The following is a 20,182-nucleotide window of genomic DNA, read 5'->3' as shown; positions in this document are numbered from 1 at the left end:
GCACAGGAACACACTATGGCACTGTTTAAGGCAAAAGACGGCACGCAGATTTACTACAAAGACTGCGGCGCGGGCAAACCGATCCTCTTCAGCCACGGCTGGCCGCTGGACGGCGACATGTGGGACAGCCAGCTGAACTACCTGGCCGAGCGCGGCTTCCGCGCCATCGCCTTTGACCGTCGCGGCTTTGGGCGTTCGGATCAGCCGTGGAACGGCTATGACTACGACACCTTTGCGTCCGACATTAACGACCTGATTACTACCCTGGATCTGCGCGACGTAACGCTGGTGGGCTTCTCCATGGGCGGCGGCGACGTGACCCGCTACATCAACAACTACGGCAGCGAACGCGTGGCTGGTCTGGCGCTGCTGGGCGCGGTGACGCCAATCTTCGGCAAATCCGACTCCTTCCCGCAGGGTGTGGATCAGAGCGTGTTCGACGGCATCCGTGACGGACTGCGTAAAGACCGCGCCCAGTTCATCAGCGACTTCGCCACCCCGTTCTACGGCACCAACGCCGGGCAGACCGTTTCCGCGGGTGCCCTGACGCAGACGCTGAACATCGCTCTGCTGGCGTCCCTCAAGGGCACCATCGACTGCGTGACCGCCTTCGCCGAAACCGACTTCCGTCCGGATATGGCGAAAATCGACGTGCCGACGCTGGTGATCCACGGCAGCAACGACCAGATCGTGCCGTTTGAAAGCACCGGCAAGCTGGCGGCGGAGATGATCAAAAACGCCACGCTGAAGGTGTACGACAACGCGCCGCACGGCTTCGCGCTGACCCACCAGGATCAGCTCAACGAAGATCTGCTGGCGTTTGTGAAGTCGCTGTAAGTCATTACGCGAAGCCTGATGGCGCTTCGCTTATCAGGCCTACAAGGGCTGGTCCTGTAGGCCGGGTAAGGCGCAGCCACCACCCGGCGCTTTCGCAGACGCATTCCGCTCCGCCAGAAGCCGACAAATCTCCGCATGCTTCTCCTCGGTAAAGGTAAAGCGCGACATAAAGCCCATGCGGATCAGCGACCCAATCGCCGGCAACAAACAAATGCCGAAGAACAGCCCCGCCAGTACGCCTTCACTCTGGATCTGCGCCTGCGGCACATAGTTGATCATCGTCAGAAACACGCCGATTAACCCGCCGCCCACCGCCACCGACATCTTGCCGGTAAAGGTCTGCCCGGAGAAAGTGATCGCCGCGCAGCGCTTGTGGGTGTGGTACTCCGCGTACTCGATGGTGTCGGCAATCATCGACGAGGTGAGGATGTTGGTCATCATCACGAACAGCGTGCTCAGGCCGAGCAGGATAAACAGCAGCGCCGTGTGCTGATAGCCCGTGAACCACATCACCACGCGCACCGCCACGTCCAGCCCGCAGAGGATCATAAACAGCTTCCGCTTCTGCATCCGGCGCGTCAGCAGCGGGGCGACCAGGCACAGCACCGCCGCCACTATCCCCATCACGCCAATTGCCATTTGCAGGCTGCCGTCGCCCATGTTGTTGATAAAGAAGTAGATATAGAGGCCGCCCGCCACGTTATGGAACACGCAGAAAAAGAACGACAGCAGGACGATAAACAGCGGCTTGTTCTGGCGCAGGTTGTGGAAGGTATCGCGCATCGTCACCTTTTCCGGGCTGGGCGGGACGCGCTCTTTGATCTGCATAAAGCCGTTGAGCATCAGCGGCAGCCCCACCAGCATCATCACCAGCGCCGCCATAAAGTAGCCTTTATCGTTGCTGTACTGGGCAAAGAACGCCGCCAGCTTCGGGAAGAAGATGTTGGCGCAGGCAATCCCGGCGTTTACCCCGAGCATTGCCGCCGTCACCGCGCGGGTGCGCTGGCCGGAGTCATTGGTCATCACCGACGACATCGACCAGAACGGGATATCGGAGATGGCGTACAGCGTCCCCCACAGGATATATGTCACCCCGACGTAGAGGATTTTGGTGGTCATGTCCGCTTCGATTTTATAGAACGCCAGCAGGGTGACGCCGGTAATCAGCAGCGGCGCAATCAGTAAAAAGTGGCGAAACTTTCCAAACCGGCTGTTAATGGTGTCCATAATGCTGGCAAACAGCGGATCGTGAACCGCGTCCCACGCGCGGGCAATCAGGAAGATGGTACTTGCCGCCAGCGCCGAGATCCCCAGCACGTCGGTGTAAAAATAGTTTATAAACGAACCCACTAAACCAAAGCTAAAACACTGACCTAAACCATAGCCAAAGTAGGACCATAACTCGCGAGACGGTATTTTCATTGTCATTGCCATAGTGCGTACCTGGTTGCCCGGCGACAGCGCGCCGGGTCGTTATTATTAGCCCTGCGGATCCGGGGCGATATTGCGCAGCTTCTTCATCAGCGCGATTTCAGCGCGTGAAAACGGGATACCGTTCTCCTCGAACACGTCGTGGAACCACAGGCGGCAGTAGTCCGTGGACTCCTTCATCACCACCGGCCACGGCAGCCAGGTCTGGGTTTTACCGCGCACCAGCCCCCACTGATACGGCGCGACCTTTGCCATGTACATCAGCGGGAGCTGCTCTTCGATGGTGCCGCCCACGTGACGCGCCAGCCATTCGGTGCAGAAGATTGGGCGGCCCAGCGCCTGAAGTTGCTGGATAATCGCCGTCATGCGCCCGGTATTGGTGTAGGCGTGATAGCTCACCACGTCCGACAGTTCCAGCGCGGTCTGGTCCAGCGGGTGCTGATAAAACGTCTCGCCCTCCTCTTCCGCCGGCAGACGCCAGGCGCAGACGGTAAGCGGCTGGGTCGGGTCTTCCTCACGCACCCAGCGGAACGCCTGCTTCATCAACTCGTGCGCGCAGGTCTCCAGCTTCTCGTCGTACAACACCTCTTCCGTGCCCGTCGCGAAAATGCCGCGGTTTCCCGGCTCGTTATACAGGTCCCACAGCAATACGCGCTTATCCTCGCGGAACTGGCGCACAACGTCGCGGATATAGCGCTCAATCTGTGGCCAGCAGTCTCGATCGCACACCTTGTCGCGCCCCGGGCTCGCCGCCGCCTGGCTGTTGTGTTTGCCCGGTACGGGCGGCTTTTGCGTGCCGAGGTACGGCTCGTCGCCGGAGAAACCGCAGTCGTCCATCAGGGTCAGCATGGTGCTGAACCCGTTGTCGTCGGTAATCGTCAAAAAGCGGTCGATGCGCGCCATCAGCCCGTCACGGTCGTGCTCCCAGACGATGAACGGCAGGTTGATGCGCAGGGTGTTATAGCCTGCGTCCGCCGCCCAGCCCAGCTCGCGGTCGATAGTGGCGGCATCGAAGGTCTCTTCCTGCCAGATATCGGTCCAGTTCACCGCTGTCGACGGCAGATAGTTGAACCCGCACAGCCAGCCTTTTTGCTGATACCACGCCTGTGCCTGTTCTTTACTCCACTGCTCTTTCATTACGCATCCTCTTGCTGATAATGTTTAGCTAATAAATATTAGCTGCGGGATAAATGCGCAAATCGCGGTGCAAAGAAAAGCGACGCCTCTCACAAAGTTCACGCTTCGATGAATGAGAAACGTGATCGGCGGCGCTAAAGCGTGCGGTTAGGGTATGATGCAAATTCGCGAAAGGGAGAGGACGGATGAAGCGAAAAACGAAGGTGACGATGAACGATATTGCGCGGGCGGCGGGCGTGTCGCAGGCGACGGTATCGCTGGTGCTTAACCAGTCCCGCAACATCAAGCTCAGCGACGACACCCGCCAGCGGGTGATTAGCGTCGCTACCGAGCTCGGCTACGACCGTCTTCCTGCCATTCACGCTCCGCGCAACCAGGAGGAGATCGCCCTGCTGGTCAGCTCGTTGCAGAGCTTCGACCCGTTTATCGACGCCATCAGCCAGGCGCGGGAAGCGGCGTGGCGCAACGAAACGTTGCTCACCGTCTACGACTACGGCGACGACGTGGAGCTGGCCCTGAACATCATCCGCCAGCTGGACAAGCGCAACTGCATCGGGATTATCCTTGCCTCTCCGGTCACGAACGTCGTCGATATGACGCCATTTCAGGACTGTACCCGCATCCCGCTGGTGCTGCTCAACCAGCGCGACCCTGGCTCGCCGCTGCTGCCGTCGTTTATCCCGGACGACTACGCCAACGCTTTCCAGGTGACTAAACACCTCATCGCCTGCGGCGCCACGCGCATCGCCCACATCACCGGCGAGAGCTGGATGGAGGCCTCGCGCCAGCGTCTGGCGGGCTACCAGGCGGCATTGAAGCAGGCCGGTTTAACGTGTGACGAGAGCCTGGTGCGCCAGACCAACTGGCAGTTCAGCGAGTCCTTTACCGCCACCACGTCCCTGCTGGAACTGACCGAACGCCCGGACGCCATTTTCTGTGCCAGCGACTGGCTGGCGATTGGCTGCTACCAGGCGCTGGCGGTGAACGGCGTGCGTATCCCGCAGGACATGCTGCTGGCGGGCTACGACGACCAGAAGATTTCCGAACAGCTCACCCCACCGCTGACCAGTATCCAGCTGCCCTACAGCGAGCTGGGACGGCTGGCGGTGGAGTACCTGTGCAATCAGGAAGATGCCGCCACACACGTGACGCTGGCGGGCAGGCTGAAGGTGCGCGCCTCAAGCCCCGTCTGAAGTAAATACCATGCCCGCATAAGGCTTCTCGCGACACGCCGCCAGCCGCGCGGCGAGGCTGCCCACGTGCAGCTCCAGCTTGTGCCCGTCCGGGTCGAGAAAATAGAACGACGCCCCCTCGCTTTTGTTCTGCTTCCAGACGGTGACGCCCGCCTGCTCCAGCCTGTGCGAGAACGGCTCAAAATCCTCTTCCGCCACGGTAAACGCGTAGTGGGTGTAGTCGCTCTCCTGCGGTGGCACGTACTGGCGCGCCTCGTCGTAGGACAGGCAGACCCATAGATCGCCGCAGGTGAGATAGGCCCCGGTATTCCAGCGGGCGTGCAGCGCAAGCCCCAGCAGCTCGTGCCAGAAGGTGACGCTTTTTTGCAGGTCGCTGACCGCGAGGGTCAAATGGTTGAGTGATTGCAGCATGACGTGCCCTTTTGTTTTTCGCGCCGAACGTGGTACGGTAAAGAGATGAACATAAACCACGCCGTGCTCACCGTAAACCGCTGGTGGCTGCCTTCTTAAAGGCGGCACGGAGTAGTTTTCCCCATTTTCAGATAGCCGCCGAAAGGCGGCTTTCACATTTCTAAGACCCCTTTCGGCATTACAACATTAAGGAGTCTTTATGAACGCACCAACCATCCTCACCGGCGACCGCCCAACCGGCCCGCTGCACCTCGGCCACTTCGTCGGATCGCTGCGCCAGCGCGTGGCGCTTCAGCAGACGCACAACCAGTTTGTGCTGATTGCTGACCTTCAGGGGCTGACCGACAACGGCAGCAACCCGCAGAAGATCCGCGACAACATCCCCGAAGTGCTGGCCGACTACCTCGCCGCCGGTATCGACCCGAACCTGACCACGATCTGCCTGCAGTCCGCCCTGCCCGCCCTCGCCGAGCTGACGATGCTGTATATGAACATCGTCACCGTCGCCCGCGTGGAGCGTAACCCGACGGTGAAAAACGAGATTTCGCAGAAGGGCTTCGCCCGCTCGCTGCCGGTCGGGTTTATGGCCTACCCCATCAGCCAGGCAGCGGACATCACCGCGTTTAAGGCCGAGTGCGTGCCCGTCGGCGACGACCAGTTGCCGATGATTGAGCAGACCAACGAGATTGTGCACAAGATGAACAGCCTGCTGCCCGCCCCGGTGCTGCGCCACTGCAAGGCGATGCTGAGCGACACCAGCCGCCTGCCCGGCATCGACGGCAGCGCCAAGATGTCGAAATCGCTGGGCAACACGCTGCACCTTTCGGCCAGCGAAGAGACCATTCACCGTGCGGTCAGCGCCATGTACACCGACCCGAACCACCTGAAGGTGAGCGACCCGGGGCAGATTGAGGGGAACGTGGTGTTTACCTACCTCGACGCGTTTCATCCGGACAAGGAGAAGGTGGCGGCGATGAAGGCGCATTATCAGGCGGGCGGGCTGGGTGACCGGGTTTGTAAGAACGAGCTGGAGGGGTGTTTGCAGGAGCTGATTGCGCCGATGCGGGAGCGGAGGGCGATGTATATGCAGGACAGGGGGGAGCTAATGGCGATGCTGAAGCGCGGGACCGAACGGGCGCAGGGGGTGACGCAGGCGACGCTGAGGGAGGTGAAGGTTGGGCTGGGGGTGCCGGTGTTTAGTTAAAGTCGATTTAGCGGTGGAGTGCGTGGGAAGAGCACGAAGCCGCTTTGTAGCCGATTAAATAATAGTTAAAGCGCAAGAGCCTCTTAAATGCATTATTAGTGAATGTCGTTTGTCATCCTACCAGGTGCACGATATTCATAGGCTCTTTATATTTTTAAACGTCGTGGCAACTATTATGAGTAAGTTTATTATTTCCATGCTGAATACGTTACTTTGTGTTTTTTTGATTGTGTTATGCCTCATATGCGTGGGCGTCACTGATAACTGGAAAGAATGCACTATAGCTATAATCATCACTTTAGGATGCGCACATTTCATGGCCGTTTTACTGAATCGTGTATTGCCTCATAAGTTATCGATCTTAGAAGGAATAGTGGAATTATTGGGAGGACCATTATTAGTTATAGGCGCAATTGTGTGCTTTGATGTATTCGAACCTTGGCCGCTAAAAATCATTGGGATGTTTGCGTGGACTGTTTTGATTTTCTTTGTACCTTCAATAATAAATCCCAGACGTTAATTCGGTCTATTAATCAATGTCTACGTCATTTCTTCACCCACGGAAGCCAACATAATGTACCCCACTCTTTCGCAGGTCATTGAGGTTGTACGTCAGTCCTCGGGACATCATCGCAAGCGCATTGATGAGAACACCCTAATCGAAGCCGACCTCGATATATGCGGCATGGATGGCGATGCCCTGATTGAAGACTGCGAGGAAGCGTTTGGCGTTACGCTCGTCATTGAAGAAGATGGTTATGAGAAAATTTTTTCCCTCGCTGAAAACGAGTTTCTTTTTAGCACCGAGGGCATAGATTACTTTGGTTTCTGCCGTTTGATTCGCAGGATACGTGGTCTACCGGAACCTGTGATACGCGATTTAACCGTTGGCGAACTTCATGCTGTACTGGTTAAGGCTGTGAAAGAGCAGATAAAGCACGAGTGATTTTTTCTTACTACGGGCATGGGATTACATGCCCGTTACCTATCACTTTGGTCAGTTCAATGTCACCCGTAGCGGTATTAAAGTACAGATAGAAAAAATCTGCGTTTAACCGTTCGGGTTTCGACCAGACCTCCTTCACTTCCAGGCTACGCTTTTCCTTCACATACCCTAACGTTTCGAGATAAGCGCGCAACGGCACAGCACTGGTAGCGCCTTTAAAAATGATACTGTTTGAAGGTTCGTAACCATCGCCCGAATGCGCCTCAAAATAATAGTCGTCCGTTACTTTTGGGGCGTTCTTAATATCCTTGTCTGTCAGTATCCGGTAGTGGAAAAAATCGTTTTCCGTATAAACAGTCGTCGCATCAGAATCAGATGCCACAAGCCATACAAACAACCATCCGAGGATACATACAGTGGCAACCGTGAGCGCTGACCACTTCAGGGCGTTTAAAAGGATTGTCATAGAAAATGCCCATGAAATGTCTTATCCCTGCCTCAGATTGCATATCTTCCGAATGACGAACATCAGTAGCGCGGTAACGACGACCATCATCCCACCCAACACCCACAGGAATGATGGGTCTGCTTCACCATCAGCAAACCCCAAACCGGTGCGATTTAAAAAATCATTGCTGGCTTGAGACAAGTAATCGAGCAAGCCTCCCAAAGGAAACAGGACGATAAAGAAGGAAGCAATGAGGCATGCCAGACCAATCAGGATATTATTTTTTAACTTTGCATGAAGCATAATCAGCCCTGCCTGTCACATCAATACGTCCAAATGCCATCAACCCTTTACCACCAGGAACACGAATCTTCTTACGTGCAAGCAAAGATTGTCTGACCAGTTGAAAATCAGGGATATTATAGAACGTTATGCATCCCCACGACTCTCCCTCGCCATTCGGCCTCAATGGATGAAGTCGAAATGAGCCTCTGTCGACCCCATTCACAAATACGTTATCAGCCATGGTAGTAGCATTAAACAAACCGAACCATTCAGAATGTTTGGTACCGTTCTTGAAGTCTTTTACAAACCGCTCGACCCGATTAGCAATACTGCCTTCCGGTGCATCAACGATCCAGTACGTACCCACAGGTAATGCTGCATTCCTGATAAAGGCGCACTCTGCAATATTGGTTACGGGTTCTATTCCTGAAAAAACGGGAAACGTCCCAACGCCATAAACGTGTAGTTTCAGCCTTCGTCCATCGGCTGAGACATCGTTGTAATCCATCCTACAAATCTGCATAGCAATCCTCCCTGTCGCTTTGCGGAGAATGTTACAACCGATTTATTGAGTGCACCAGCGGTGTTAGATAATTCATTTAAAAAAGGAAAAATACGGGCATGCGTATTCAAGCCCGTATTAACTTATCCTTTTACATGATTAATGAAGGGATATTTTAGATATTATTCTTACTTTGCCAGACCATTTCCGCGCTTCACCATAGGTATATCTCCCGTATCATTCAGCGCTCCCGGAAACGTTTTTAACCACTGGGCGACTTTCTGCTTATTTATATTCACCACACTCATACCTTCCAGACATCCCCATAATTCTCTTGTATGCTGTGGCGTAATCACGATGCAGTCTTTCATGGCGCGGATTTTCACAGGCATACCGTTGATAAAGCCTGCACGGGTTAACCAGTCGCCGCCCAGGAGAAGGTATTTCATGTCTATGCGTGCATACAGTTCGCAGCAAGCGGCACTGTCCTGCGGCGTTTCCGCGCGTGGGTGGACGGGCGCCGCGTTGGGCGGGTTGCCGTGCAGACGGCGGGCGCTGTTTTTGCGTACCAGCTCGCGGTTTTCAATCATGCTGGTGAAAGCGTCTGATTCTGTTTTGCAAACAGTAAACTCTGGCTTAAAATTCGTCGCAGCCATTTTCAACTCCTCAGTAGTTGGTAGTGGTTAGCGGTATGGGGGTGTTGCAGCACCTTCATATCGCGAATTCTCTCTTTAAATATTCCTTGATACTTCCTTTGCCGTTCGGCGTAATTTCTGGTGCCTATTATACAGGGCTGAATATAAATACAGCGGTTTTGGGTGGGGTAAATTTGGAATTTGCGAAGGGGATTCAGGAAATAGAGTTATGTGCGGTAAGGTCATTTTTTTGTTCGTTGCGGGTTGATTGGTCTGGGTTTTGCGAGCATCATCGCAATTATTTACCTTCTTCCGTAACGCGATGGCTTCCAGCAAAACTCTCGAACAGGCAATTGCCGACATCACCATCTGGCGCAAAGGCGAACAGCGTGCGCCGCATAAGCCCTTATTGCTTCTGTACGTGCTGGCGAACTATCAGCAGGGGCATGTGAGACTGTTTGATTACGGAACCGAGGTCCACGAGCAACTGCTTAGCCTGTTAGAACGCTTTGGCCCACAGCGGAAGGCGCATTACCCGAATATGCCTTTCTGGCGGCTCAAAGGTGATGGATTTTGGGATCTGAAGAATACCGAGTTCTGTTCGACCACTGGCAGTAAGCAACCGCCTGTTAAAGAACTTGTAGAAAATAACGTCGCAGGCGGGTTTGATGAAGAACACTTTGCGCTGCTGAGTAGGAACAAAAACCTGATCTGCTCGCTGGCGCAGCAGATCCTTGAAGCGCACTTTCCTGAAAGCATTCAGGAGGAGATCGCGGATGAGATGGGTTTTGATATTCAACAGATCCGTAAGGTTCGCGATCCGCTGTTCCGTCAGCAGGTGCTGCGTGCATATAATTATGAATGTGCCATCTGCGGATTTAACATGCGGCATGATAACGCCTCTGTTGGACTTGAAGCCGCACATATCAAGTGGAAGCAGTTTGGCGGACCTTGTGAGATCCCGAACGGACTAGCGCTGTGCGCGATTCATCATAAGGCGTTTGATAAGGGATCGATAGGGCTGGATGAGAGTATGCGGGTGCTGGTTTCTGAGGCGGTGAATGGGGGTGGGATTGTTGGGCAGTTGTTCTGGGATTTTGCCGGGATGCAGATTGCGCTACCGGTGGTGAAAGGGAATTATCCAAGGGAGGAGTTTGTGGAGTGGCATCGAAGAGAGGTGTTTAGAGGATGAGTGCGAAGGCCGGACTCGCACATCACTACTATCCTCATGATCTTAAGACATTAAAAATTACCACAATGGGTATGATACCATCATTGATACCATCACGCGCACCTGTTTACTATAATCCACCAGGTTCAAACCAAGTATCAAGGTCAATTTTCATCAAGTATGCACTTTTTGAAACGATCTTAGTAAAATCGCAATGGGTTAGTGCCCCCTGCCATAAAGATAGGAGCTTCATTTTCACATATAATTCTACCTGCCATGATTATAGCCTAACATTGAAGCCCTCTTACACTTAAAATCGTTTACACTGCACACAACAAATATTATTCTATCTAAATATTCAAACATATTTACTAAGATAAAGGATATACATGAAATTAACTGACAGAATATTCGTAAAGTTCTTTTATAAAAAAATAAAAATAATAATTCAGCGTTCGTACAAGAAAGGATATTCTCAGGGGAAAGATAAGGGTTATCGTAAAGGTCATGATGATGGTGTGTTAAAATATCACATTCGTCGCGAAATCGATACGTTCTCGATGTCCGCTATTGACAACTCGATTTATGGACCAGAAAATATTGGCGTTACGAGAGAATTAGAGCAACTCATGATTGAAAAAGTAAGAGTTGCAACTAAAGCTGGAATTATAAGTTCACCTTCCCCCTCTCAGTGGGAAATGATTTTTTCAGATCATCCAGCGACTTGCGTTGTTGCTGGTGCTGGCTCAGGTAAATCAACAACACTAATTCTTCGCGTAGTGTTTATGCATTTTTATTTAAAGATTCCATTAAATAAAATTACAGTAATATCATTTACAAAAAAATCATGTGAGGAGTTAAGTGAAAAGTTAAATAAAGTATTTACTTTTTGGGATGAAGGGTATGATAAAGAATCTGTTAATTCACTCGTCAGCACATTCCACTCTCTTATATATAGGTTTTCATTGAACTCAATGCCAGGAATAAGTGTTTTCGATTTTTTAGGCGAACATAAAAATGAGAATGAGTCTGCCTTGGAAATATCGTTAGGCAAAAAAAATAATGAGCAAATAGACATTTTGAAAAGCGTTTACACCGAGTTATATAATAATAACAAGGAATTCAAAATTTGTATTGATAAGCTTGTTGATTTTTCAATAACATCATCCTCTTCATCCGATGAAAAAGAGCAAAGAAGTTGGTTAATTAATTATGCAGCAGAGAGAGACCTTGCTCTAACAAAAAAAATTAATGATCTATGGTCTAAAGATGGGAAATGGCCTATAGAGGGAATTGTGCCTGGTCCCGTAAAGTGCTTTCATGTTAATGGAAATATTTTTTATGCTAATGGGTATGTTGAACATAATAAAATGCCGGTTTTTTTATCAGGTAATATTGGGAGTAAGAAATTATTTGATGGGAATGACTCTTTTGATCCTCATGAAACCGATCCCAAGAAAAAAGTACTTTTAAGTACTGCAATATCTATAAAAAACAAAATAGTTGCTGGATACAATAATAGAATTTCTATATTTATAAATAGCAATGACAAACTAAACTCAGTAAATAACTTTCTGAGAACATTTAAAACTGGCGAATCCCCTAGCAATTTTTCAATCAAGTTGCATGGTGAGTTAAACTCAACAAATATACTTGAACTTTTATATGACCAAGGCTCTTTTATTGAAAGTCTTGGCAAAGAAGTTGTTACGACAATATCTAATATTACGCTTTTTCGAGAAAAGGGTATTGAGTATTATTTTGCCAAGGCTTTGGCTTTATTCTGGCCATTATTTGAAGAGACTATCCATAAAAATAACATAATGACTTTCAATCGAATGTTCATAATGTTTTCAGATGAGTTAGTGTTGCAGCAAAGACGTGATTTATTCAAAAATAAATATGTTAGATTTGAAAATCTATTAGTAGATGAATTCCAGGACATTTCACCTCAAATAGCTAATTGGTTAAGGGCAATACATAAAGAAAATGCAATTTTAAGTCGAAGGCCTACGATAATGGCTATTGGTGATGATTGGCAATCAATATATTCATGGAGAGGCAGTTCTCCTGATATTTTCATGAATTTTTCAGATTTTTTCCCTGTGCATAAATCATTGGGAAAACATAAGACAGTTTTTATGATGGAAAACTATCGTTCGGATGCTGCGATTCTTAATGATGCTGAAAAAATGATGGCTTTAGTTAAAGGGAAAATCATAAAAGAATCTATATCATGCCGAAAACCTGATGGTGATGAGCATGGTGTCTATTGTTATGGGTATGATGATAAAAAAGATGATAATTCATGGAAAAATAAAGCAATTCAGCTAATTTATGAACAATTAAATATGGTAAAAAATCAAAAACATAAAGATAAAACTCATATTATAGTTTTGAGTCGAACTAATAATACACTTAAAGAAATAAGAGATTTTTATATAGAAAGATATGGCAGTATTAAAGGAATAAATTTTTTAACGATCCATAAAGCTAAAGGTTTGCAGGGGGAAGTATGTGTGATCTTTGATGATAGCAAAGCTCATATAGGACACATTTTAAGAAATGAAGTTTATAAACAGATTCCCTACTTCAAATATAGTTATGATCAAGCTATGATCGATGAGTCATATCGTTTGGCATATGTAGCTATAACACGAGGGATAAAAAGAGTATTCTGGTTTGCACCAAAAGGAAGTGATGGGGCATTCTCTCATTTTCGGTAAGGAATGAGAGGGTTTCTAGCCCTCTCTATTTCTATTGATAGATTCAGCATTTAGATTCGTATCGTTCAATTTTACTATATTCTATAAATATTAACAGGATGTTGAACAATATCCTGTTTATCATTACATGTAGTTGAAGAGACCTGATTGGCAATGCTGATATTAGGAATAAATGACATCGATGTTTGTAACAATAAGAGTAAAACAAACGCAAGAAATGTTCTAAGGAGAAGTTCATGCGTCATTTTAATACATGTTACCTTACGATTTACTCCATCTCTATTTTTTCGAACAGCACAAAGATTTTCAACAATTAAATTTTTTTTGTATGCATCTCCGGCTCCCCCCCAAATTCTAACTAAATCTATCGTGTCGATTCTATTGGAAGCTGAAACTTTTAAGGTATTAAAAGCCCATAATGCAGCTCTAAGCAAATTAGAAAGTGCATACACAAAAATTGCAAATGACAAAAAATCCACAAAGGCATTATTTCCACCACTACTAATAATACCGGGAACTAACGAGACTAATACAGGAGCAAGAGCAGTAATAGCTGTTAAATATATTGCAGCTTTACTCTCAGCTCCTACTCTTCTTTGATTTTCTAATTCATTGAGTTTTTTTGCCTCATCAAGGGCTAGTTCACTTTCATTTGTCCAGTCAGTATTTTTAATAATTAAGATATCATTATCCAGCTTTTCTTGATCTTGTCTTATTTCTTCACTATTCAGTTCAACTAAAACTGGCCAAAAGAATTCTCTGATATCTTCAAAACTCATATCTACCGATCCTCATAAGTTCATCGACTATAGAACTAGCAATAGGAAGACCTGTCTGGTTTTCTATCCATGCCCATTGACCGTTAGGATTAATTTCTAAAAACCAAAAAACATCATCTTCGTCGCAAATAAAATCTATTGCCCCAAATCGAAGATTAAGTGATTCGACTAGATCTATACACTTAGAACTCAATGATGTAGGTAGCTCTAAAGGTTTATGTTTTAAGTCAATTCGAGACCCCTTGCGCCAGTCTACCTCTGTTTCTTTATGGCTTTGGGAGTAAATTGCAACAGAAAAAACTCTTTTCCCAACTACTGTTACTCTAACATCAAACTTTTTTATTATCTCATGCTGAACTATAATAGGTACCAAAGAAAGTGAACTCGAATCGGTCTCATCTAGTTGACCTAATCTGTTGGTAAAAATGATACTTTCAGCATCATTATTTATAAATAGAGCTTGTCGTAAAGGCTTAGCGATCATTTGAAAGCTATTGCTACAACTTTTTATTTCTTCAAATGAATTAGTGATGGTTGACTCTGGAATATTAAAACCCAAACGTTTGGCAACGACCAGTTGCTTTGGTTTATCTTCAGCTAAAATTATATTAGTAGGCGAGCAAAACCAAAAAGAATCAAGTCGCGAATAAAGACTCTTAAGGAAACTATTCCATTCTCCCTGAATGTAATCAGCAATACCAGGATCAGTTATTGAGGCAGGAACTTCGGGATTCCCAGGTCTACGAAAGTAGGCGGCTTTAACATCGATACCTTTTATTGTATTTCCATTAATAGATATACTCCAATCCATAAATGATGAATCTGACATAGAACAGTATGATCTTGGCAAGTCTTCTGTATTAAGACGGAAGTACTTGATGCCTCGTTTTTTTAACTCAACCACGATATAATCCATAGTTATATCGCGCTTATTAGTCACCAACAATATCATTAAATTAAACCTTCCCTTTGGTGATCATAAGTATGCATAGAGAAATCCTCATCTCTTTCTACTGAAACAAACGTTTTAATAGATAACTCCAGAATATTTCCTGCACACCAGTTATCATCGTCTCGTTCTTGGATTGTATCTGTTTTGGTCATTAACTCTAATAGGTGGTTCATACTTAAATCGGAATCATCCCTTTCTAGTTGAGCCTCTGTTTTAGTGGTTAATTCAAGCATAGAAACTGATGAATCATCATCGCTTTCTTGCCTTACTTTAGTTTTAGTTACTGTCTGTGTAAGAGTATATTTAGAGATTATTGGGATTTCTTTACTGTCCTCTTCAACTACCCAAAGATCTTGCTCATACGAGTACCAACCGGGAATGTTTTCCCCCTCTGTTCTCTCGGTAGCGAATCGAGCCAAAAACGGTAAAGCCAAATTATTACTTTTCATTTTATGCTCCATAGAGATTTAACGAGCCAAAATATTTAAAGAATTCAAAAGTTGAGTGTCGAGTGTTTCAGTTGCAGGAATAGGTAATCCGTTCGCAATACGGTAATTTTTCACAGACTGCCTCGTAGATGGTCCCATAATGCCGTCAATATTCCCATTGTAAAATCCCTTGTCCAGCAATGCGAACTGAACACGCATGATTAAGCGCTTACGCTTCTCTGTAGCAGAAGTAAGCCCATTACTTGCACGGTTAGCTTCTGTAGTTCCAACTGAATTCGTAGTAGTAGAGTTAATATTGTCGTTAGAACGAAGCGAACGCACAGAGGAAGAGGACGATGAGGAAGTTGTTCCTGAACTTGAAGACCCAGATGAACTTGGTGAGCTGTATGTTTTTGGATAATAGGGAGTGCTGCCACCATAGTACCCGCCACCTGATGATGAACGGTGAGAACTATGGCTCCGATGGGAGCTATGACTGCGATGCCCTGCAATGTAGAATGGAACTTCGGTGTTAAGTGGGGCTATCACTAAATCATGTTCATTAAGAGTCATACCAGGCAAATCACTTGCTCCGGTAGATGAATCACTTGCCCATACAGAATTATTGAGTGCCAAAAACCCCGGAAGTAGAGCAGCAAAATTAAATTTTTTCATAAAATTGGTCTCGGTGGTTGATGAAAACGGCCCGTTGAAGAACTGAAATAACCAGCACAGGAAGACTTCTGAGTGCATTCATCACATTCTTTAGGATAGTAATTTTTCCAATCAGAGATCGACTGAGCAGCAAGCTCCCAGGCTCTTTCAGGAAGATGACACAAAGGATAATTAAAAATTGTTAGAGGTATACCTGACCTGTGTGCAGCGTCTATAGCGGAGGTTATTTTCTCACTATAGCTGCTGTGTTCAATGAAGATTGTTGACCAGTTTTTTCGCGCCCAACCGATAGATTCCAACCCCATAAGGGAAATCTGATTGATGTTGGAGAAAACACGGCCAACGAACTCTATGATGTCATCCAATTCCGTATAGTTAGCCAGTGTCGGAATAACTCTAAGTTCGATATTAATCCCTGAGTTCCCTGCATTGATTAACCCCTTAACCGTTTCATTAAATGCGCCATCACTTCCTACCAAATGATCATGCACAAGTGGTCTTGATGAGTAGAGCGGTATACCAAAGGTGATTTTTATCTTTTTACTTCGCTTTGCCATTTCATGAGTAAAGTTGGTATCAGCAAATTTGCGTCCATTTGTTAAAACATGCAAAGCAGTATCTGGTGAATTCTCGATGATAAAATCAATGAAGTTAAGGAAATCATCTCCATACAGCAAAGGTTCACCACCGCTGACCCCAACTACTCCATTCAACCCAAATGAAGCGATAGCAAGAGCTGATTGGGTAAGTAGCCAGTCATCATTTGATTTCTTTGGTGGCTGCGAACAAAAGAGACACAAGTTATTGCAGCGTTCCGTTACTAAGACAGTATTATGATTGGCTCTGCGGGACAGAATAACGCGGATCATATTGCCATTGTTAATTACCCCAATATCTCCATCTTCAATTGACTCAAATAATTCAGTGCTAATAACAGAGTAATCAAAGCATGGTAGAATGGCATCATTATTGCTTTCAGCAACTACCAGCAAATTGGGCAAAAAGAATAAAGGGTTCACTGGTTTTTGTTTGCATAACCGATAGAACCCTGTGGGCACATTCTTTTTTGAAGCAAAATGAAAGATATCGTTCCTGATAACCTCAGACATATGCCCATCCTTTTAGCATCTCAGCCTTCGGACCACCTTCTGAGATGCAGTTCATCAGATACCTGAACATCCCCTTGTGATACTGACAAAACGTTGAACGACTCCTATCACCGACAGGCTCACCCTGTACACTTATGTTCTGGCATGGATCTGCACCGCAAAATGGTTGATATGCACATGTATCACAACCCGGCAGAGCAAAATTGAACGATGAACTCAACACTGCGTTATAGTAAGGACTCTTAGAAAATGATAGCGTTTTAACCTCACCCGCACTGAACTCCGTTTCAGGGTTCACCTTCTGCAACATACGGCTCTCATCGCTACCATATACTCGACCGTCATAATTGAAAAGAATACTGTTAAGCACGACCCCGCTTGGCGACTTTAAATCCGCATAACCACTAAAACCGGGATTGAAGATCCTTTTCAGATGAATGGAGGCCGAATGTTCCACAACCCTTATCCCTTCATTATTCATCTTGAGAATTTCATCTATCAACGAGGCATAGAAACTGAAGTATTCCTCCATAGAAAATGTGAACGATGCTTTTTGTGCAAACCCATAGGGACTGACAGGTCGGATAAACATGTCCTTGATGCCAAGAGACAAGTGAGCCTTGACAATCGATTCAGGATGCCTAATGAGATCTTTAGTAACTGTAGTAACCGTTGCAACGCGACCAGCGCCTAAAGACCGTTTGATAGCCTCTACCCCTGACACTGTTCTACTGTACGCAAGCCCATGACCAAGAATTCGATTACTGTTGTGAACAACTTCCTCACCATCAAGCGAAACAGAGAACGTTATGTTCCTATCTCTCGACCATTCAAGCATATCCTCATTCAAGACAGACAGGCTTGATGCTACCACCATCTCAAAATCGGTGCTTCCCAGCGTTTCAGCACATTGCTCATAGATAGACTGAATTAAATCGAACCGCAAGAGTGGCTCTCCACCCTGTATCTCTATCTTGTAAGGTGGAGTTGATAGTTTTTTGATAGTAGAAATGATATCAGGGATGAGAGCGGGATCTAAATCATAACCAGAGGCGTTCACTGAAGCTCGACTGACCTGACAATACTTGCAGGTATGGTCGCAACGTAATGTGGGCACAATCATGAAAATTGGCCTGATAGCCAGTTCATTCATCAATCGTTTTGCAAAAGCAGAACTTAAAGCATAGGGAGCAATAGCTGATGAGCTTTCGTTGGTTATGAACAGCTTGCTTTCAAGTGCGTTTGATTGTTCCGCACTGATTTGCTCATCAGAAAGATCAAGCAGCTCTTGCTCATCAATGAAGTGATGAAAACCAGCGAGGTTGCTTATAAACACCTGTCCATTAGGCAATCTGTCAAAATTGAATGGCATCAATTCCATCACGAAAGCCTTTCATCGACACTGCGAAGCACTTTATGGACAATAGAATCTCTCAACGCCCCCGTTTTATGCTGTAGTTTTTCTCGCAAAGCATAATCATTCAGCAGCCTCTCGAATTCATAGAGGCATTCGGGACCATTGTTTTCAAAAGAGATTGTCCAGGAGGATATATCTTCACAAAGTTTCCACTGAGTAAGCGAAGTCATCCAGTACAGGCTATTGCGTATAACCCATTCAGAATAAACATCTTTTTTTAACGTCCTTTCGCACATTGCCATTGCCTCACAAAACTAATAATCACAATCAGCAACCGCTTTAAAGCGGATTTTTCCTATAGAAATGAGGATACACCATTTAATAAATATGTTACAAGATGTTAGCATCTGAATGGCGATTCCGAAAAATGATGCTGCTTATCCTATGATAATCAATAATGCTTTCTGATTCTCATATGCAGCTTGCACCGGCAAACAGCTAAGAAGCTAACATGACGTTAAAACGCACGGGTTTCAAAGAGTTGTTAGTGGCTCATAGTATGAGATGTATGCCTTCAGCAATCACAATGCGAAAGGATTCTATACTGACTTATTCGAAGAAGCGTTGGCCATTATCCTTGACATCATTGATGTCAAGGAAGCCTACACCCACTTTCAATACCTTGAGCAACCTAGAAAGATGAGAGCTGGTGGGGGTGAGGATGAAAATTTAACTTCTTATGTGAAGATAAGTATGGGTGCAATTTTTATGAACGCAAACAGAAATCAGAAACTACAAGCGAATGATACATCAGCACTTTCCATTGTCAATTAACTAATTGATATATAAGGTTAAAATTTGTTAGACCTATGAACTATATCCTATCGACTATTAGGATGCTTACATGGTCTGCGGCAGACTAGGTTAAACTGGGCGATTATGCTATAAATTCATTTACGACTAATTGAAATAGTGTCAGGAAAGGAAATATTATGAAGGATATTACGCAAGTGAAAAATATCAACCCTAAAAATCCAGAAAATAATAACACCCCCTCTCAAAAGGCAAAAACCGAAGAAATAAAACCGAACGTTATTTTAGGAATGTCGGTTAAAAGGTTCTTGATTAGCTCTGTAATTACTTTTTTTATAATATTTTTAGTGATATTATGTTCAACAGTATATCTTGTTAAAATAACAATCTCACAAACCCTCTCACCGACATTCTTATTTTTCCCACCAATAGTTATATCAATAGTACTTTCCATGATTTATTACTGGCTTCCAGAAATGAGAGCCGTTATAAATAAGGTATGCGACATTGGCTTGACGGCATCAGTAGCAATTGTATCAATTGTGGCAATATCTAAACCTCTTGGAGGTAGTTATTTTGACTCCATAGTACTAAATAATAATATTACTTCAATTATAATTCTCAGCTATATAGGTGTTTGTTCCCTTACCAAAACAATTGTTACTATATATCCAAACTCGAAAAGAGACCCTAAGCACAATTAGACCAATGATTAATCATCAAAATTATTAATTAATTTTCTTGCCGATATGTAGATCCATTTATAAAGTATCGGCAAGAACATAATCAATGAAAAAGAAATAGTTCCAAATAAAGCTTTCATTGGCAAGTTAGCCGTATCAGAAAAGTTTATTATCAAGCCATATAGACACGCCACGGAATATAACACAACAGTGATTATTATATATTTAAAATTAATCATAATAGTCCAAACATCTTTTATTACATTCATAACACCACCTCTTCAATAATTATTTCACCTCATGATTAATAGCATCTAATAAATAAGTTTTCAAATTTATTTTCATGACATCACATTAACATCCAAACAGCTATAGAATTTCAATATTGGATAGTAGATTAAATGAAATATATACTTACGTGATTGAATACATGACAATAAACAATGGGATTATATCGTTC

At 45.9% G+C, this 20,182-nt stretch carries 22 protein-coding genes; 8 read left to right on the top strand and 14 right to left on the bottom strand.

What is annotated here, in order from left to right; all coding sequences use genetic code 11:
• Positions 1-15: 15 nt before the first annotated feature.
• A complete protein-coding gene (locus ACNQ0T_RS21625) occupies positions 16-837 on the top strand; it encodes an alpha/beta fold hydrolase (protein WP_022646918.1) in 822 nt (273 codons plus the stop codon).
• Positions 838-876: 39 nt separating this feature from the next.
• Here ACNQ0T_RS21625 and ACNQ0T_RS21620 read toward each other — a convergent pair whose 3' ends face one another.
• Entirely contained in the window at positions 877-2,271 is a 1,395-nt protein-coding gene (locus tag ACNQ0T_RS21620; protein WP_417930366.1) for an MFS transporter, read from the bottom strand.
• A gap of 45 nt (positions 2,272-2,316) precedes the next feature.
• The gene (locus tag ACNQ0T_RS21615; protein ID WP_417930365.1) at positions 2,317-3,405 is read right to left on the bottom strand and encodes a cellulase family glycosylhydrolase; all 1,089 of its coding nucleotides are present in this window, start codon (positions 3,403-3,405) and stop codon (positions 2,317-2,319) included.
• A gap of 185 nt (positions 3,406-3,590) precedes the next feature.
• On the opposite strand from ACNQ0T_RS21615, the gene ACNQ0T_RS21610 reads away from it, so the two are divergent.
• A complete protein-coding gene (locus ACNQ0T_RS21610; RefSeq protein WP_150312277.1) occupies positions 3,591-4,598 on the top strand; it encodes a LacI family DNA-binding transcriptional regulator in 1,008 nt (335 codons plus the stop codon).
• Here the strand turns inward: ACNQ0T_RS21610 and fosA are convergent.
• Entirely contained in the window at positions 4,584-5,009 is a 426-nt protein-coding gene (gene fosA / locus ACNQ0T_RS21605) for a FosA/FosA2 family fosfomycin resistance glutathione transferase (RefSeq protein WP_023305374.1), read from the bottom strand. The genes ACNQ0T_RS21610 and fosA overlap by 15 nt on opposite strands.
• 199 nt (positions 5,010-5,208) lie before the next feature.
• Here fosA and trpS point away from each other — a divergent pair, with 199 nt between their 5' ends.
• A complete protein-coding gene (gene trpS, locus ACNQ0T_RS21600) occupies positions 5,209-6,213 on the top strand; it encodes a tryptophan--tRNA ligase (RefSeq protein WP_417930364.1) in 1,005 nt (334 codons plus the stop codon).
• A 574-nt stretch (positions 6,214-6,787) separates the two neighbouring features.
• A complete protein-coding gene (locus ACNQ0T_RS21595) occupies positions 6,788-7,159 on the top strand; it encodes a hypothetical protein (protein ID WP_023299226.1) in 372 nt (123 codons plus the stop codon).
• A gap of 10 nt (positions 7,160-7,169) precedes the next feature.
• On the opposite strand, the gene ACNQ0T_RS21590 is transcribed toward ACNQ0T_RS21595, so the two are convergent.
• The 4 genes from ACNQ0T_RS21590 to ACNQ0T_RS21575 form a co-directional block, all read right to left on the bottom strand.
• Entirely contained in the window at positions 7,170-7,625 is a 456-nt protein-coding gene (locus ACNQ0T_RS21590; RefSeq protein WP_023299225.1) for a hypothetical protein, read from the bottom strand.
• Between the two features lie 21 nt (positions 7,626-7,646).
• A complete protein-coding gene (locus tag ACNQ0T_RS21585) occupies positions 7,647-7,910 on the bottom strand; it encodes a hypothetical protein (protein WP_023299224.1) in 264 nt (87 codons plus the stop codon).
• Positions 7,885-8,415: a DUF2778 domain-containing protein gene (locus ACNQ0T_RS21580; protein ID WP_417930363.1), complete on the bottom strand. Its 531-nt coding sequence runs from the start codon at positions 8,413-8,415 to the stop codon at positions 7,885-7,887. Before ACNQ0T_RS21580 ends, ACNQ0T_RS21585 begins: the two co-directional genes overlap by 26 nt.
• A 167-nt stretch (positions 8,416-8,582) precedes the next feature.
• A complete protein-coding gene (locus tag ACNQ0T_RS21575) occupies positions 8,583-9,050 on the bottom strand; it encodes a SymE family type I addiction module toxin (RefSeq protein ID WP_074142911.1) in 468 nt (155 codons plus the stop codon).
• Positions 9,051-9,351: 301 nt separating this feature from the next.
• Between ACNQ0T_RS21575 and ACNQ0T_RS21570 the strand changes: the two genes are divergently transcribed.
• The gene (locus tag ACNQ0T_RS21570) at positions 9,352-10,221 is read left to right on the top strand and encodes a phosphorothioated DNA-binding restriction endonuclease (RefSeq protein ID WP_417930362.1); all 870 of its coding nucleotides are present in this window, start codon (positions 9,352-9,354) and stop codon (positions 10,219-10,221) included.
• A gap of 368 nt (positions 10,222-10,589) precedes the next feature.
• The gene (locus tag ACNQ0T_RS21565) at positions 10,590-12,926 is read left to right on the top strand and encodes a UvrD-helicase domain-containing protein (protein WP_029497367.1); all 2,337 of its coding nucleotides are present in this window, start codon (positions 10,590-10,592) and stop codon (positions 12,924-12,926) included.
• A 74-nt stretch (positions 12,927-13,000) separates the two neighbouring features.
• Here ACNQ0T_RS21565 and ACNQ0T_RS21560 read toward each other — a convergent pair whose 3' ends face one another.
• The 7 genes from ACNQ0T_RS21560 to hxsD are packed head-to-tail and all read right to left on the bottom strand — an operon-like array spanning position 13,001 to position 18,522.
• The gene (locus ACNQ0T_RS21560; protein WP_023279396.1) at positions 13,001-13,705 is read right to left on the bottom strand and encodes a hypothetical protein; all 705 of its coding nucleotides are present in this window, start codon (positions 13,703-13,705) and stop codon (positions 13,001-13,003) included.
• Positions 13,695-14,609, bottom strand: a complete 915-nt coding sequence (locus tag ACNQ0T_RS21555; RefSeq protein WP_223332485.1) for a hypothetical protein — start codon at positions 14,607-14,609, stop codon at positions 13,695-13,697. Before ACNQ0T_RS21555 ends, ACNQ0T_RS21560 begins: the two co-directional genes overlap by 11 nt.
• A gap of 47 nt (positions 14,610-14,656) precedes the next feature.
• Positions 14,657-15,106, bottom strand: coding sequence for a hypothetical protein (locus ACNQ0T_RS21550; RefSeq protein ID WP_000841452.1), 450 nt, complete (start codon positions 15,104-15,106; stop codon positions 14,657-14,659).
• Positions 15,107-15,124: 18 nt separating this feature from the next.
• Positions 15,125-15,760 (bottom strand): His-Xaa-Ser repeat protein HxsA, encoded by a 636-nt coding sequence (gene hxsA, locus ACNQ0T_RS21545; RefSeq protein ID WP_112919100.1) that lies wholly within the window; start codon positions 15,758-15,760, stop codon positions 15,125-15,127.
• Positions 15,757-16,869: a His-Xaa-Ser system radical SAM maturase HxsC gene (gene hxsC / locus ACNQ0T_RS21540; RefSeq protein WP_112919101.1), complete on the bottom strand. Its 1,113-nt coding sequence runs from the start codon at positions 16,867-16,869 to the stop codon at positions 15,757-15,759. Before hxsC ends, hxsA begins: the two co-directional genes overlap by 4 nt.
• Positions 16,862-18,250 carry a His-Xaa-Ser system radical SAM maturase HxsB gene (hxsB, locus tag ACNQ0T_RS21535; RefSeq protein ID WP_112919102.1) on the bottom strand — a complete coding sequence of 463 codons (1,389 nt, stop codon included), beginning with the start codon at positions 18,248-18,250 and terminating at the stop codon, positions 16,862-16,864. The genes hxsC and hxsB overlap by 8 nt, the downstream gene beginning before the upstream one ends.
• Positions 18,250-18,522: a His-Xaa-Ser system protein HxsD gene (gene hxsD, locus ACNQ0T_RS21530; protein WP_112919103.1), complete on the bottom strand. Its 273-nt coding sequence runs from the start codon at positions 18,520-18,522 to the stop codon at positions 18,250-18,252. The genes hxsB and hxsD overlap by 1 nt, the downstream gene beginning before the upstream one ends.
• Before the next feature lie 268 nt (positions 18,523-18,790).
• Here hxsD and ACNQ0T_RS21525 point away from each other — a divergent pair, with 268 nt between their 5' ends.
• A complete protein-coding gene (locus ACNQ0T_RS21525) occupies positions 18,791-19,060 on the top strand; it encodes a hypothetical protein (RefSeq protein WP_112919104.1) in 270 nt (89 codons plus the stop codon).
• 158 nt (positions 19,061-19,218) lie between these two features.
• A complete protein-coding gene (locus ACNQ0T_RS21520) occupies positions 19,219-19,743 on the top strand; it encodes a hypothetical protein (RefSeq protein ID WP_154964117.1) in 525 nt (174 codons plus the stop codon).
• Positions 19,744-20,182 lie beyond the last annotated feature (439 nt).

This window comes from Enterobacter cloacae complex sp.6700776, assembly GCF_048284255.1.
Taxonomy (GTDB): Bacteria; Pseudomonadota; Gammaproteobacteria; order Enterobacterales; family Enterobacteriaceae; genus Enterobacter; species Enterobacter intestinihominis.
This window is presented reverse-complemented; position numbering and strand designations above follow the sequence as displayed.